At 65.1% G+C, this 13748-nt stretch carries 12 protein-coding genes and 1 riboswitch; of the genes, 9 read left to right on the top strand and 3 right to left on the bottom strand.

Annotated features, from left to right (window positions below):
* Window positions 1–410: 410 nt before the first annotated feature.
* A complete protein-coding gene (locus CLU88_RS06230) occupies window positions 411–1694 on the top strand; it encodes an HD-GYP domain-containing protein (protein ID WP_233205386.1) in 1284 nt (427 codons plus the stop codon).
* A gap of 32 nt (window positions 1695–1726) precedes the next feature.
* A complete protein-coding gene (locus CLU88_RS06225) occupies window positions 1727–4138 on the top strand; it encodes a bifunctional diguanylate cyclase/phosphodiesterase (protein ID WP_099655848.1) in 2412 nt (803 codons plus the stop codon).
* A gap of 51 nt (window positions 4139–4189) precedes the next feature.
* Here CLU88_RS06225 and CLU88_RS06220 read toward each other — a convergent pair whose 3' ends face one another.
* From CLU88_RS06220 to CLU88_RS06210, 3 genes are all read right to left on the bottom strand, one after another.
* A complete protein-coding gene (locus CLU88_RS06220) occupies window positions 4190–5005 on the bottom strand; it encodes a sulfite exporter TauE/SafE family protein (RefSeq protein WP_099655847.1) in 816 nt (271 codons plus the stop codon).
* A 468-nt stretch (window positions 5006–5473) separates the two neighbouring features.
* Window positions 5474–5824: a cell division protein ZapA gene (locus tag CLU88_RS06215; protein WP_099655846.1), complete on the bottom strand. Its 351-nt coding sequence runs from the start codon at window positions 5822–5824 to the stop codon at window positions 5474–5476.
* Window positions 5821–6060 carry a DUF904 domain-containing protein gene (locus CLU88_RS06210; RefSeq protein ID WP_099655845.1) on the bottom strand — a complete coding sequence of 80 codons (240 nt, stop codon included), beginning with the start codon at window positions 6058–6060 and terminating at the stop codon, window positions 5821–5823. The genes CLU88_RS06215 and CLU88_RS06210 overlap by 4 nt, the downstream gene beginning before the upstream one ends.
* Before the next feature lie 48 nt (window positions 6061–6108).
* A riboswitch (cobalamin riboswitch) is annotated at window positions 6109–6348 on the top strand.
* Window positions 6349–6434: 86 nt separating this feature from the next.
* Here CLU88_RS06210 and CLU88_RS06205 point away from each other — a divergent pair.
* From CLU88_RS06205 to cobO, 7 genes are read left to right on the top strand one after another with little or no spacing between them, the layout of a single operon-like run.
* The gene (locus tag CLU88_RS06205) at window positions 6435–8315 is read left to right on the top strand and encodes a TonB-dependent receptor domain-containing protein (protein ID WP_099655844.1); all 1881 of its coding nucleotides are present in this window, start codon (window positions 6435–6437) and stop codon (window positions 8313–8315) included.
* 23 nt (window positions 8316–8338) lie between these two features.
* Window positions 8339–9712, top strand: a complete 1374-nt coding sequence (locus CLU88_RS06200; protein WP_099658687.1) for a cobyrinate a,c-diamide synthase — start codon at window positions 8339–8341, stop codon at window positions 9710–9712.
* Window positions 9713–9720: 8 nt separating this feature from the next.
* The gene (cobU, locus tag CLU88_RS06195) at window positions 9721–10314 is read left to right on the top strand and encodes a bifunctional adenosylcobinamide kinase/adenosylcobinamide-phosphate guanylyltransferase (RefSeq protein ID WP_099655843.1); all 594 of its coding nucleotides are present in this window, start codon (window positions 9721–9723) and stop codon (window positions 10312–10314) included.
* A complete protein-coding gene (locus CLU88_RS06190) occupies window positions 10311–11279 on the top strand; it encodes an ABC transporter substrate-binding protein (protein ID WP_099655842.1) in 969 nt (322 codons plus the stop codon). Before cobU ends, CLU88_RS06190 begins: the two co-directional genes overlap by 4 nt.
* The gene (locus CLU88_RS06185) at window positions 11276–12337 is read left to right on the top strand and encodes an iron ABC transporter permease (RefSeq protein ID WP_099655841.1); all 1062 of its coding nucleotides are present in this window, start codon (window positions 11276–11278) and stop codon (window positions 12335–12337) included. Before CLU88_RS06190 ends, CLU88_RS06185 begins: the two co-directional genes overlap by 4 nt.
* A 44-nt stretch (window positions 12338–12381) precedes the next feature.
* The gene (locus CLU88_RS06180; protein WP_099655840.1) at window positions 12382–13176 is read left to right on the top strand and encodes an ABC transporter ATP-binding protein; all 795 of its coding nucleotides are present in this window, start codon (window positions 12382–12384) and stop codon (window positions 13174–13176) included.
* Window positions 13166–13735 (top strand): cob(I)yrinic acid a,c-diamide adenosyltransferase, encoded by a 570-nt coding sequence (cobO, locus tag CLU88_RS06175; protein ID WP_099655839.1) that lies wholly within the window; start codon window positions 13166–13168, stop codon window positions 13733–13735. The genes CLU88_RS06180 and cobO overlap by 11 nt, the downstream gene beginning before the upstream one ends.
* The last annotated feature ends 13 nt before the right edge of the window (window positions 13736–13748 follow it).

Raw genomic sequence — 13748 nt, 5'->3', positions numbered from 1 at the left:
CTTGGCCTTGCTTGCTAAGAACCTGTTCAAAGAGTCGGCCGACTGCTTTGGCTTGCATGGCCCGCGATCAGTCGGTCGCTTTTTGACAATTTCACTACACTCTGCCAGCTTTTACATCTTGCTGGAGCTGCCGATCCACCTTTGCTAGGCAGCCATTTTTCTGCCTCTGGCGAACGGCGCGCTGAGAGGGCCCCGCTGGGCACATGGTTTTGCGGCTTTGGTGTCTGATTTCGACCTCTTTTCCAGAAAAGCACTGCTGGAAATAGGGGGTAAACGCCTTGCTCAGGCGGCCATCAGAACTGGTGATAATGGGCTTAACAATTGTCGCGGCATTGTTACATTTCCCCACTGTCACCTATTGCGCTGTGAATACCTCAGTTCTTATCGATATCAGCCAGTTGCGAATTGGCATGTATATCCAGCTGGATTTGAGTTGGATGCAGCATCCGTTTCCCGTCAGCAATTTCAGGGTGGGTTCCGCGGAGCAGATCGCAACCCTGCGCGAGTTGGGACTCACCCAAATCAAGGTGCTGCCCAAGAAAAGCGATCCAGAGTTTCGCCATGGCGTGATTCCGCCAGAACCCGAAACCCCGTCAGCATGCCCAGAGCCCGCATCGCCGGAGCCCGTTGTTGCCGATCAACCCTCTGCCTCATTGACCGCCGGGGCCGAGAATGCCCTGGCGTTGCGGCGCAGGCTGCTGCTGGCAGCCCAAAATGCTTCTTTGTTGGCCTGCGATCAGCGCTTTCGCTTGGCCACTCGCCAGTACATGGCGATGGAGAAACTGGTCAGTGACCAGCCCCAGGCTGCGCAAGCTGAGGGGACATCGCTGGTTTCAGAGTGTGTGGATGAGTTGCTCGAAAGCAGCGACTCGGTCATTCGCCTGCTCTCAGAAGGCGTTGGCGAGCCCGGCGCACTGCATCCCGTGAATGTCATGGTGCTCAGCCTTTTGCTGGGCAAAGCGCTGGGCATGAAAAGCGCCGAGTTGCATGACCTGGGTGTCGCCGCGTTGCTGCACGACATCGGAAAAATGGGCATGCCGCTGCAGCTGGCCCATGTCTCTTCTTCCATGACCCTCGCTGAACGCTCGCGCTACGAGGGGCATGTGGCCGCCTCGGTGGCGTTGGCTACGCGCATGGGTTGGGGCAAACCGGTGCTGGCCACCATCGCGCAGCACCATGAAATGGTCGATGGTTCGGGCTTTCCTTTGCGTCGTGGCGCGGCAGAGTTGAGTCGATCCAGCCAAGTGGTGGCGCTGGTCAATCACTATGACCGCATGTGCAGCCCCATCGGAGGAGGGGGCCTTACGCCCCACGAAACCTTGTCTGTGATCTTTGCACAGCACAAGGCGCGGTTTGATTCGGTGGTGCTGGGTGCCTTCATCCGCATGATGGGGGTGTACCCCCCAGGCTCCATCGTCCAGTTGGTCAACGACCGTTATGCCATCGTGGCATCGGTCAACTCTTCGCGGCCTCTGCGTCCTCGGGTGATCGTGCACGACTCGCGCATTCCCAAGGACGAAGCCCCGATCCTGGATTTGGAGACGGTGCCAGAACTGGGCATCCGGCGCAGCCTGAAACCTTCGCAGTTGCCTCGCGATGCGCTGGACTACCTTTCCCCGCGCAAGCGCATCTGCTACTTTTTTGAGCGTGCAGTCAGCCCAGACTCCGTCGAAGCAGAGGTTCAGGCGTTGTGACATACCCACTGCCGCAGCCTTGGCTGGATGCGATGCTGGAGGCTGTCTGCCTGGTGGATGAGAAGTCTCTGGCAGTTCTGGCAGCCAATGGGGCCGCAGCCAAGCTGTTGGGGCGTACCGTTCAGGAGCTGGTGGGGCAATCTGTGCTGGGTTTCGTTGCCACCCCGCAAGACCATGTATTTTGGGCACAGCCTGTGGATGCCATCGCGGACGGCATCCACTCTGAAACCAGTGTGCTGCATGCCAATGGCGCGCTGATTGCGGTGGAGCGGCAGTTGCGCCGCGTGCCATTGCCGGGGGGCGGCACGGCATTTTTGCTGGCGATGATGGACCGCAGCCAACAGCAAGCGACCGAGTTGGAGCTAGAGACTTTGCTGTCGGAGTTGAGGGCGACGCTGGACTCTGCGGCAGACGGGATGCTGGTATGTGCCATGGATGGCAGCATTCGGGCTTTCAACCAGCGTTTGGTCAAACTGTGGCGTATCCCGCCAGACATGTTGACCTGCCGTGATGACCCGGCCGTTTTTGCCCACATGGCAGATCAGGTGCGCGACCTGCAGGGCTACTCCGAGCGAATGGCGGCCATCATGGCCGACCCGATGCAAGAAAGCACCGATATTCTGGAGCTGAGCGCTGGCACGGTACTGGAGCGCCGGTCTGTCCCGCAGCTCAGCCGCGGCTTGCCTGTTGGGCGGGTCTATTCATTCCGTGACATCACGCGCCAGACAGAAGCCCAAGCCAGTCTTCGGTTGGCAGCCAGGGTGTTCGAGTCGAGTCTGGACGCTATCTTCATTGCCGATCGCCAGCATCGGATCTTGCGGATGAACCCGGGTTGCGAAAAACTCATGGGCTCTGCCGCCCCCTTTCATGAGGGGCAGTTGGCCGCCTCGCTGTTCAGGCCTCTGGAGGATGCACTGCTGATGGAGCGGGTGGGCGAGGGCTGGAAGACGTCGGGGTTTTGGGAGGGGGAGCTGTGGCTGCCGCGCCAGATGGGGAGCGACTGCGCTGTGCAGTTGTCCTGGGTGGCCCTGCACGACGAGAGCGGGCAAGTCATGCAGAGCATTGGCTTCATGCGCGATCTCACGGTGCAGCACGCCGCACAGAAACGCATTGAGGAACTCGCCTACAGCGATGTGTTGACGGGGTTGCCCAACCGCTTGTTGCTGGCGCAGCGCGCGGATGCGGCCATTGCCGCGGCGCAGCAACAAGGCGGCAGTTTTGCCATCTTGTTTTTGGACCTGGACCGCTTCAAGATCATCAATGACTCGCTGGGGCACCCGTTTGGCGATCGGGTCCTGCAGTTGGTGGCCGAACGTTTGCAAACCTGCCTTCGGCAAACAGACATGCTGTGCCGACTGGGGGGGGACGAGTTTGTCATCTACCTGCATAGCGGCGATGCCACCGTTGCAGAAGCGGTGTCGCGCCGCATTCTGGACGAGATGCTGCGCCCCTTTGGGCTGGATGGCATGGGGTTTTCTATCCAGTGCAGCATTGGCATTGCGTTGTTCCCGCACGATGGGCTTTCGCTGGACGACCTCATCAAGCAGGCCGACACGGCGATGTACCGCGTCAAGGAACGTGGCCGGGGCAGCTACGGCTTTTACCAGCCGCAGATGAATGCCAACCTGCTCTCCCGCATGAAGCTGGAGCATGCCATGCGCCAGGCCTTGGGCCTGAACCACATGTCGGTGCACTACCAGCCGCAGGTCAGCCTGACCACGGGGGCCATCACGGGAGCCGAGGCGCTGATCCGTTGGACGGATCCAGAAATGGGCCCTGTGTCACCGGGGGCGTTCATTCCGCTGGCTGAAGAATCTGGCTACATCGTCACGCTGGGGGCCTGGGTGATGGAGCAGGCGATACGGGAGGCTGCGGGCTGGATGCAGTCCGGAAACCCCATTGTTGTCTCGGTGAATGTGTCGGCATTGGAGTTTCTGCAGCCCGATTTCGTGAGCCGGCTGGTCTCTTTGCTGGCCGCCCACGGATTGCCACCGACCTTGCTGGAGCTGGAGCTGACGGAGAGCATTTTGCTGCAGGACGCGCAGGAGATGGCGCAGCGCCTGGGAGTGCTTGCCAAGCTGGGGGTCAGCCTGGCCATCGATGACTTTGGGACGGGCTACTCCAGCCTGGGCTATCTGAAGAAACTCCCCATCCACAAGCTCAAGGTGGACCAGTCTTTTGTGCGCGGCTTGCCCGACGATGATGGTGACCATGCCATCGTGAGTGCCGTGATCAGCATGGGACACGCGCTACGCATCGCTGTGGTGGCCGAAGGTGTTGAGACCGTGGCCCAGAAAGCCATGCTGCAGCAAATGCAGTGTGACCACTTCCAGGGGTTCCTGTGCGCGCCAGGGCTGCCTGCACAAGACTTTCGGCTGTTGCTGGCCGACCCCGGCAAGGTGGCGCAGCGCATGCAAGAGCAGGGCGTTGCGGCAGCGGCCTGATGCTTGTTGGGCGGCGTTGAAGTTGCCCACAACGCAGTGCCCTGGCGCGGTTCAAGACGCCAGCACACCTTTCCAGAACATATAGGCCGCCAGTGCAAAAAGCAGACTGGCAAACACGCGCTTGAGCTTTTTCACGGGCAAGTTGTGGGCTGCTTTCGCGCCCAATGGGGCGGTCAGCACGCTGCAGGTGGCAATCACGCCCAGTGCTGGCAGCCACACATAGCCCAGCGAGCCTGCAGGTAAATCGGCCACTGACTGGCCGCCCAGCACATAGCCAATCACGTTGGCCAAGGCAATCGGAAAGCCCAGCGCAGCGCTGGTGGCCACCGCGTTGTGGATGGGCACGTTGCACCAGGTCATGAACGGCACACTGACAAAGCCGCCGCCTGCGCCAACCAAGCCCGACAAAAATCCAATCACCCCGCCTGCACCCATCTGGCCCGCCGTGCCAGGCATTTGCCGTGTGGGGGCAGGTTTCTTGTCCAGAAACATCTGCGTGGCAGAAAAGCTGACGAACAGGCCAAAGAAGATGGCCAGAAAAGAGCCTTTGAGTAGCGCAAAGACCCCCAGGCTGGCGATTAAGCTGCCCAGCACAATGCCCGGCGCCAGCTTGGTCACGATGTCCCAGCGCACGGCTGCGCGCTTGTGGTGCGCACGCACGCTGGAAATGGAGGTAAACACAATGGTGGCCATCGATGTGGCAATGGCCATCTTCACGGCCAAATCTGGGCCCACCTGCTTGGTGCCCAGGATGTAGGTCAGAAATGGCACCAGCAGCATGCCGCCGCCAATGCCCAGCAGCCCGGCCAGAAAGCCGGTGCACAAACCCAGAACGCCCAACTCAACAATCAGCAGAGGATCCAGCATAAGGGAGGGGTACCGTAGGTGTTGGAGTGGGGCCCGAGCTGCTGCTCGGCAGCGCTTCGCACAGAGAGGGCCAAGCGTAAGAAGAAGGTGTCTGCGAATGCCACCGGACCGGCATCCTGAACCGGGGGTTCAGGGGGGCGAGGGCAGCCTGACGTTGGGTTCATCTGACGCGAGACGATCACGCTCACCAGGCAATTACCAAGCCCGAGCTTAGGGAGCATTGGTTCAAGGAAATATAAAGCCCGACAGCACCGCAGACCTCGCCATTGTAGGCCTTTGGCCTGGAGGTTGCAGGCAAAGCGGTGATGTATTTGGGGAGGGGTTGCTACGCTTGGGTCAAACGCGGTGGCCGATGTGCGCGCGCTCTGGTATGGCGGCTACGGGGCCCGCCATCTGGCCCGTGCAAATATGCCTAAAAGCCGAAACACACCGTGGGCAGCCTGCCCGGGGTGGCCGCAGCCAGCACCGTCAAAGCAGCTGGCCGTCTTGCTCCAGCGCCTGGTCCAGGCGGCCCAGCAAGCTTTGCAGGCGCTGGTTTTCTTCATCGCTGGGGGCTGAGGCCGCCAGGGTGGGGGCAGGGGTGTGCACTGGCTGTGCTGCTGCCTTGGCCGCCGCTGCATCGCGGTCGGCGATTTCAAAAGCGAGGTTCAGCGCAGCCAGCACGGCGATGCGCTCGCGGGCGCGGACTTTGCCGGCATCGCGGATGCGGGTCATGGCGGTGTCGACCCGCTCCACGGCATCCAACAGGCGCGATTCTTGCCCCTCGGGGCAGGCCAGCAGGTAACTTTGCTGCAGGATCTGCACCTCGATTTGCTTCATTCGATTTCCTTGGTGGGGGCGGGCGCGACGGGCGCGGTGTTGGCAGGCAGGCGCTCCAGCAAGGCATCGATTCTGCCGCGCGCTGCGTTCAGGCGGGATTTGAGTGAATCGCGCTCCTGGGTCAGGGCGCTGACTTGATCGGCCAGCAAGGCATTGGTGCGTTGCAACTCGGCGTGGCGTACCAAAAGGCGCTCAACACGCTCGGCGATCTGATCGGTGGTGGAGGGTTCTGCCATACAGCTCTCGATTGTAGGGTCGTCTGTTCCAGGCGGGGGATGCAGAGGCCCTAAAATCCGCGAGTTGGTGCTCGCTGCTTGGTTCACAGGCTGCAGTTCAACGGGAAGCAGGAAGGCGACCACCACGGTGGCATGCCCGGCCTGCGCTGCCCCCGCAACGGTCAGCGGACGGATCGCTTGATCCTCTCTCCATTCACACACGCCACTGGGGGCCTTGAACAAGCCCCTGGGAAGGCCTTGGAGAGTGTTCCGCCAGCCCGGATACCGGCCAACACGGTGGTTGTGCGCGACCCATGGTGTCGCTGCGCAGCCGTATCACCCACACGCTGGCGGGGAGGCCGGCACGGGTTGTTTGTTGATTGAGTTCCCCCACGATGAAGTACCCCACCCCCCACGCCCGCAAGCAGGCGCTGTTGTCGCTGCGCCCTGGCCTGATGGCCCTGGCCGCCACTGGGCTTTGCGCCTTGTCGGTGCCTGCCCATGCCCAAACCACAGGTACCACGGTGCTGGCGCAAAACCTGCGCGCACCTTCTTTGTCTGAAACCGTGGTGGCCGCCACGCGCACTGAGCAGCCGCTGTCCGATTTGGTGGCCGATGTGTCCATCGTGGACCGCGACAGCATTGAGCGCAGTGGCGCCACCGGCCTGGGCGATTTGCTGGCCCGCCTGCCAGGGGTGGAAATGTCGCGCAATGGCGGCCCTGGCACGCAGACCAGCCTGTTTCTGCGCGGTGCCGAATCACGTTTTACCGCGGTGTACATCGACGGGGTGCGCATGGATTCCCAGGCCACCGGTGGCGCCGCGTGGGAGGCCATTCCGCTCGGGCTCATTGACCGCATCGAAGTGCTGCGTGGACCTGCGGGCGCGGTGTACGGCTCTGACGCTCTGGGCGGTGTGGTCCAGATCTTTACCAAGCGCGGTGAAAAGGGCTTCGCGCCGTTCGTTTCTGTGGGCGTGGGCAACCGGGGCACCACCAAGCTCGAAGCCGGTGTGAGCGGCGCCAGTGGCACGGTCGATTACGCCCTGGGCCTGCTGCGCGATGAGAGCGACGGTTTCAACGCCCGCCCCATCGCCGGCCAGAACCCTGACAAGGATGGCTACCGCAATACCGCTGGCAATGCCCGCGTGGGCGTGCAGCTCAATGCAGTGCACCGCCTGGAAGGCACGCTGATGGTGGGCGACACCAACAGCGGCTACGACAGCGGCCTTGGCAATGACGACCGCAACCTGCACACCATGCACGCGCTGGGGCTGAACTGGCAGGCGCAGTGGAGCAGCGCTTACAAGACCAAGTTCAGCGTGACCGATTCGCGCGACGAATACGAAACCAAGCCCTCGGTGTACCGGTCGGACACGCGCCTGCGCGGCTACCTGTTCCAGAACGAATGGCGCCAGGGCGCCCACCAGCTCACGGCCGCGCTGGAGCGCCGTGAAGACCACCTGGAGAACAACCCCATCGACCGCGATCGCTCGCAAAACGGGGTGGCACTGGGCTATGGCTACAACGCGGGCGGGCACACGGTGCAGGTCAACGTGCGCCACGACGAGGACAGCGAGTTTGGTGGCAAGGGCACGGGCAGCGTGGCCTATGGTTACGCCATCACGCCGCAGTGGCGCGCCACGGCCTCGGTGGGCACCGCTTTCCGTGCGCCCACGCTGTACCAGCGCTTCAGCCAGTACGGCGTTGCCTCGCTGCGCCCTGAAACCGCACGCAACGCCGAGCTCGGCCTGCGCTATGCCCAGGGCAGCAGCACCTTCTCGGCCGTGGCGTTTCGCAACCGGGTGAGTGACCTGATTTCGTTTGCAGGTACAGGGCCATGCGCCTCCACGTTTGGCTGCTACGCCAACACCGCCCGTGCCGAATACAAGGGCGTGACGCTGGCCGCATCGCACCGCGTGGGCCCCGTGCAATTGCGCGGCTCGCTCGACCTGCAGCGCCCGCGTGACCTGGACACCGGCAAGCAACTGGCCCGCCGCGCCAAGCACCACGGCACCTTCGGGGCCGATACCGTGGTGGCTGGATGGACGCTGGGGGCAGAAGTGCAGGCCTCGGGCCGCCGCTACGACACCATTGCCAACACCAACGTGCTGGGCGGCTACACCCTCGTCAACTTGTACGCCAGCACCCGCATTGCGCGCGACTACACCCTGCTGGCCCGCGTGGACAACGTGGCCGACAAGGACTACCAGCTGGCCCGCACCTACGCCACCCCAGGCCGCACGCTGTTTGTGGGCCTGAAGTGGGCTCCGCAGTGACCCCATCGGCCCCCTTGCAGGCCATGGTGCAAGCCGCCGCCCGCTGCCCCGCCTTGTTGATTGCCGCCCCGGCCTCGGGGCAGGGCAAGACCACGGCGGTGGCGGCGCTGGCGCGGCTGCACACGCGCCGGGGCTTGCGCGTGCAGGTGTTCAAGTGCGGGCCGGATTTTCTGGACCCGCATTGGCACCAGCTCGCCAGCGGCCAGCCGGTGCACCAGCTGGACCTGTGGATGAACGGCGAGGCCGATTGCCGCCAGCGCCTGCATGCAGCGGCGCAAAGCAACGACCTCATCCTCATCGAGGGCGTAATGGGCCTGTTCGACGGCACACCCAGCGCGGCCGATCTGGCCCAGCACTTTGGCGTGCCCGTGCTGGCCGTGGTCGATGCATCGGCCATGGCGGGCACCTTTGGCGCGCTGGCCTTTGGCCTGCAACATTACCGCGCAGACATGCCCTGGGCCGGCGTGCTGGCCAACCGTGTGGGCAGCGAGCGGCATGCGCAGATGCTGCGCGATGGCCTGCGTGACAGCGCCGACTGGATGGGCGCGCTGATGCGCGTGAGCCATGGCGAAGAGCCTGCTGGCGCCAGCAAAAAAGGCGCGGCCTTGCTGCCCGAGCGCCACCTGGGCCTGGTGGCTGCGCACGAGCTGGCCGACAGCGCCCAGCGCCTGGACGCTGCGGCCGACGCACTGGCCGCCACCCCGCTGGGCCAGATGGCCGCGCAAGACTTGCAGCGCTGGGCGGTGGATTTCCCCGCACCGGACGATCTCCGGCCTGTGCCACCCTTGCTGGCGGGCCGCACCGTGGCCGTGGGGCGCGATGCGGCGTTTTGCTTTACCTATGCCGCCAACCTGCAAACGCTGGAGCAACTGGGCGCGCGCGTGGTGTGCTTCTCGCCGCTGGACGACGCCGCCTTGCCCGAATGCGACGCCCTATGGCTGCCCGGTGGCTACCCCGAGCTGCACACCGACCGCATCGCCGCCAACACCGGCATGAAGGCCAGCCTGATGGCCCATGTGCTGCAGCGCAAGCCCCTGTGGGCCGAGTGCGGCGGCATGATGGCGCTGTTTGAATCCATCACCCACACCGACGGAACCACGCACTCCGCTTGGGGCCTGCTGCCCGGACATGTCCGCATGCAAAAGCGCCTGGCTGCGCTGGGCCCGCAGCAACTGGTGGTGGATGGGCACACGCTGCGTGGGCACACCTTCCACTACTCCACCGCGCAAAGCGATGCGCCGGTGGTGTCGCGCACCTCGCGGCCCGATGAGCCGGTGGCGGCCGATGCGGGCGAGGCGCTGTACCGCCTGGGCAGCATCCACGCCAGCTACTTCCACGCGTGGTTCCCGTCCAGCCCCGTCGCTGTGGCGCACCTGCTGGGTGGAGTGACTGCGTGAGCCAATCCATGCCAAACAGCCGCTCCGAGCTGATCCTCGGCGGCCAGAAAAGCGGCAAGTCCCGCCGCGCCGAGCTGCTGGCGCGCGACTGGCTGGCCCAGTCGCCCGCACACAACGCCATGCTGATCGCCACCGCCCAGCCGTGGGACGGCGAGATGCGCGAGCGCATTGCCCGCCACCAGCGCGACCGGGCCGAGCGCGTGCCCGGCCTGCAAACGCTGGAAGAACCCCGCGACCTGGCAGCCGCCCTGGCAACGCACAGCACCGCGCACACGCTGGTGGTGGTGGACTGCCTTACGCTGTGGCTGACCAACTGGCTCATGCCCGCTGGCGACGAAGCTCTGGATTTGAAGCGAAAACAGGCTCTAACGCTTGAATGGAAAGCGCAAGCAGCTCATTTTTTGATAGCAATTGAAAAAGCCCCCGGCCCCGTGGTGCTGGTGGGCAATGAGATCGGCCTGGGCGTGATCCCCATGGGCCGCGAAGTGCGGGCCTTTGTGGATGCGCTGGGCGTGCTCAACCAGCAAGTAGCGCAGGTGTGCGAACGCGTCACGCTGATGGCGGCAGGCTTGCCGCTGACCTTGAAAGAACCTTTGCGATGAAACCCCCCCCCGTGCGCCGCATTCTGATGGTGCTGGCCATCGTGCTGTTGTTGCTGGTGCTCATGGTGTCGCTGGCTCGGGCACAAGGCGCTGTGGCCAGTGCATCGCCTGCCGCCACTGGCGTGCGCGTGACGGACGACCGGGGCCGCATCGTGGTCTTGGCCCAGGCGCCGCAGCGCATCGTCAGCCTGCTGCCTTCGCTCACCGAAACCATCTGCGCGCTCGACCAATGCCACCGTCTGGTGGGCGTGGACCGCTATTCCAACTACCCCGCCAGCGTGCAAAAGCTGCCCAAGGTGGGCGGTGGGCTGGACCCCAACATCGAGGCCATCGTGGCCCTGCGCCCCGATGTGGTGGTGATGTCCGTCTCGTCCCGCGCGGGCGAGCGGCTGGAGGCGCTGGGCGTCAAGGTCGTCACGCTGGAGCCCAAAACCCATGCCGACGTGCAGCGCGTGCTGGGCACCATGGCCCGCCTGCTGGGCCAGCCCGACGATGCCGCGCGCAAGGTGTGGCGCGTGATCGATGCCGCTGTGTCTGCCGCCGCCCAGAGCCTGGCGCCCGAGGCCCGCAACACCCGCGTGTACTTTGAAGTGAGCCGTGGCCCCTACGGTGCGGGCGAGTCGTCGTTCATTGGTGAGACGCTCACGCGCCTGGGCGTGAAGAACATCGTGCCCGCCTCGCTGGGGCCCTTTCCGCGCCTGAACCCCGAGTTTGTGGTGCGCGCCAACCCCGACCTCATCATGATGGGCAACCGCAGCATGCAGAACATGGTGCCGTACCCAGGGTGGGACACCATCAAGGCCGTGCGCGAGCAGCGCCTGTGCGTGTATGGGCCCGACGATTCGGACACCGTGGTGCGCCCCGGCCCCCGCATGGCTGAGGCCGCCCGGCTGATGGCCCAGTGCATCAACGACAAAATGGCCCGCAAACCCCAGGCGGCCAACTCCCCTGCCACCCGGCCATGAGCGATTCCACTCTGCCTCCCGCCGCCGCCCGCAGCACTGCGCCCCATGCGGGCGTGACCCCATCGCACCAACGGGCTGTGTGGCTGCTGCTGGTGCTGGCCGCGCTGTCGGTGCTGCTCACCGGCCTGGGTGCCAGCGTGGGCAGCACCGGGTTTGACAGCGTGCTGCGCCTGGCCGACGACCCCCTGGCTGCCCGCATCGTGTGGGACATTCGCCTGCCGCGCAGCCTGGGCGCGTGGCTGGCAGGTGCGCTGCTGGGCCTGGCGGGCGCCGTGGCGCAGGGGCTGTTTCGCAACCCATTGGCCGACCCGTTCTTGCTGGGCAGTGCCTCGGGCGCATCGCTGGGCGTGGCATTGGCCATGGCGCTGTTTGGCGTGGCGCCTGCCACCGTGTGGCTGGCCAAGCTGGGCCTCACGGGGGCGGCCTTTGTGGGCGCTGTGCTGGCCGTGCTGCTCACGCTGCAGCTGGCGCGTGGCGTGCAGCACACCCTGCGCCTGCTGCTGGCCGGGGTGATCGTGGGCGTGGTGCTGGGTGCTGTCAAAGACCTCATCACGCTGGCCGCGCCCGACATCATTCCGTCCATGCAGGGCTTTAACCTGGGCAGTGCGGGCTTCATCGGCTGGGCGTCTTGCGTGCTGATGGCCGCAGCTTGGTGTGTGTGCGCCGCAGCGGCCTGGGTGTTCAGCCGCGCACTCGATGGGTTGAGCCTGGGCGAGGCCACGGCCACCAGCCTGGGCCTGCCGCTGGCCCCTATGCGCCTGGCGCTGGTGGCAGTGCTGGCCCTGGCCACCGGCACCGCCGTGGCGCAGACGGGGCTCATCGCCTTTGTGGGGCTGGCTGCGCCGCACCTGGTGCGCTCCATGGCCAAGGTCACCCACGCCTGGCTGGTGCTGCTGGCCAGTCTGATGGGCGGCGTGCTGCTGATGGGCGCCGATGTGCTGGCCCGCTGGGTGATTGCCCCGCAAGAGCTGCCTGTGGGCGTGCTCACGGCCGTGCTGGGTGGTGGTTACCTGCTGTGGCTGATGCACCGGCGCACCGGACAAGGGGGTGTGCTGTGACCACATTGCATGCTCCTGAAATAATAGCTATCCACGCTCACCAGATGGGCGCTAGCGTGGGTAAATGCCCCATATTGCAAGACATTCACCTGCCGCTGCTGGCCGGGTGCTGGACGAGCATCGTCGGCCCCAACGGCGCAGGCAAATCCACCTTGCTGCGCGCACTGGCGGGGCTGATGCCGCACACCGGCACGGTGCACCTGCTGGGCCGCGCGCTGGCCGACTGGCCCCGGCGCGACAAGGCGCGGGCGCTGTCGTGGCTGGGGCAGAACGAAGCCGCAGCCGACGACCTCACCGTGTACGACGTGGCCATGCTGGGCCGCCTGCCGCACCAGCCCTGGCTGGCCCCGCCCAGCGCGGCCGACCACGCAGCGGTAGAGCAAGCCCTGCGCGCCACCCACGCGTGGGACTGGCGCCAGCGCACGCTGGGGGGCTTGTCGGGCGGCGAGCGCCAGCGTGTGCTGCTGGCCCGTGCCTTGGCTGTGCAGGCCCAGGTGCTGCTGATGGACGAACCCCTGGCCAACCTCGACCCCCCGCACCAGGCCGACTGGCTGCTGCTGGTGCGCGCGCTGGTGGCCGAAGGCAAGACCGTGGTCAGCGTGCTGCACGAGGTATCGATGGCGCTGCAGGCCGACCATGTGGCCGTGCTGGCGCGTGGCCGCGTGGTGCACCACGGCGCAGCGGCCGACCCTGCCACCCACCGCGCCGTAGAGCGCGTGTTTGACCACCGCATTGCCATCCACAGCGTGGCCGGGCAGTGGATGGCGCTGCCGCAGTTGCACGCCACGCCCGCGCGGCCTCCTAACCAACTGAACAAGAACCCAACCGATGCAAATTGAAGCCGCCCCCACCGAAAAGCGCTACGAAAAACCCGAGGGCGAACGCCGTGGCCTCGTCATCGTCAACACCGGCGACGGCAAGGGCAAAAGCACGGCCGCCTTTGGCCTGGCCCTGCGCGCCCACGGCCGGGGCAAGGCCGTCAAGATCTACCAGTTCATGAAAGTGCCCACGGCCCGCTTTGGCGAGCACCGCATGTTCGAGCAGATCGGCATCCCCATCGAAGGCCTGGGCGACGGCTTCAGCTGGAAGAGTCAGGACCTGGAGCACTCTGCCCAACTCGCCCGCGATGGCTGGGAAAAAGCCCGCGCCACCATCATGGCGGGCGAGCATTTTCTGATCGTTCTGGACGAAATCACCTACCCGCTGATTTACGGCTGGCTGCCGCTGGAAGGCGTGCTGCAAACCCTGCGCGACCGGCCCAAGGACGTGCACGTGGTGCTCACGGGCCGTCGTTGCCCTGAAGAGATCATCGAGGTGGCCGACACGGTGACCGAAATGAAGCTCATCAAACACGCGTTCAAGGCCGGGGTGCCTGCGCAGCGCGGCATTGAAGACTGAGCGCTCTGCTTGC

It is taken from the genome of Acidovorax sp. 56, assembly GCF_002749705.1.
Lineage (GTDB): Bacteria > Pseudomonadota > Gammaproteobacteria > Burkholderiales > Burkholderiaceae_C > Acidovorax.
Note: the sequence above shows the minus strand (reverse complement) of the source record. Positions and strands in the feature narration are given on the sequence as shown.

What these genes read in the sequence shown, in the direction of transcription:
- CLU88_RS06190 (WP_099655842.1), top strand. Translation starts at nt 10,311, where the DNA reads ATGAAACCCCCCCCCGTGCGCCGCATTCTGATGGTGCTGGCCATCGTG.
- CLU88_RS06225 (WP_099655848.1), top strand. Translation starts at nt 1,727, where the DNA reads ATGCTGGAGGCTGTCTGCCTGGTGGATGAGAAGTCTCTGGCAGTTCTG.
- CLU88_RS06200 (WP_099658687.1), top strand. Translation starts at nt 8,339, where the DNA reads ATGGTGCAAGCCGCCGCCCGCTGCCCCGCCTTGTTGATTGCCGCCCCG.
- CLU88_RS06185 (WP_099655841.1), top strand. Translation starts at nt 11,276, where the DNA reads ATGAGCGATTCCACTCTGCCTCCCGCCGCCGCCCGCAGCACTGCGCCC.
- CLU88_RS06180 (WP_099655840.1), top strand. Translation starts at nt 12,382, where the DNA reads ATGGGCGCTAGCGTGGGTAAATGCCCCATATTGCAAGACATTCACCTG.
- CLU88_RS06230 (WP_233205386.1), top strand. Translation starts at nt 411, where the DNA reads ATGTATATCCAGCTGGATTTGAGTTGGATGCAGCATCCGTTTCCCGTC.
- CLU88_RS06220 (WP_099655847.1), bottom strand. Translation starts at nt 5,005, where the DNA reads ATGCTGGATCCTCTGCTGATTGTTGAGTTGGGCGTTCTGGGTTTGTGC.
- CLU88_RS06205 (WP_099655844.1), top strand. Translation starts at nt 6,435, where the DNA reads ATGAAGTACCCCACCCCCCACGCCCGCAAGCAGGCGCTGTTGTCGCTG.
- CLU88_RS06210 (WP_099655845.1), bottom strand. Translation starts at nt 6,060, where the DNA reads ATGGCAGAACCCTCCACCACCGATCAGATCGCCGAGCGTGTTGAGCGC.
- cobO (WP_099655839.1), top strand. Translation starts at nt 13,166, where the DNA reads ATGCAAATTGAAGCCGCCCCCACCGAAAAGCGCTACGAAAAACCCGAG.
- CLU88_RS06215 (WP_099655846.1), bottom strand. Translation starts at nt 5,824, where the DNA reads ATGAAGCAAATCGAGGTGCAGATCCTGCAGCAAAGTTACCTGCTGGCC.
- cobU (WP_099655843.1), top strand. Translation starts at nt 9,721, where the DNA reads ATGCCAAACAGCCGCTCCGAGCTGATCCTCGGCGGCCAGAAAAGCGGC.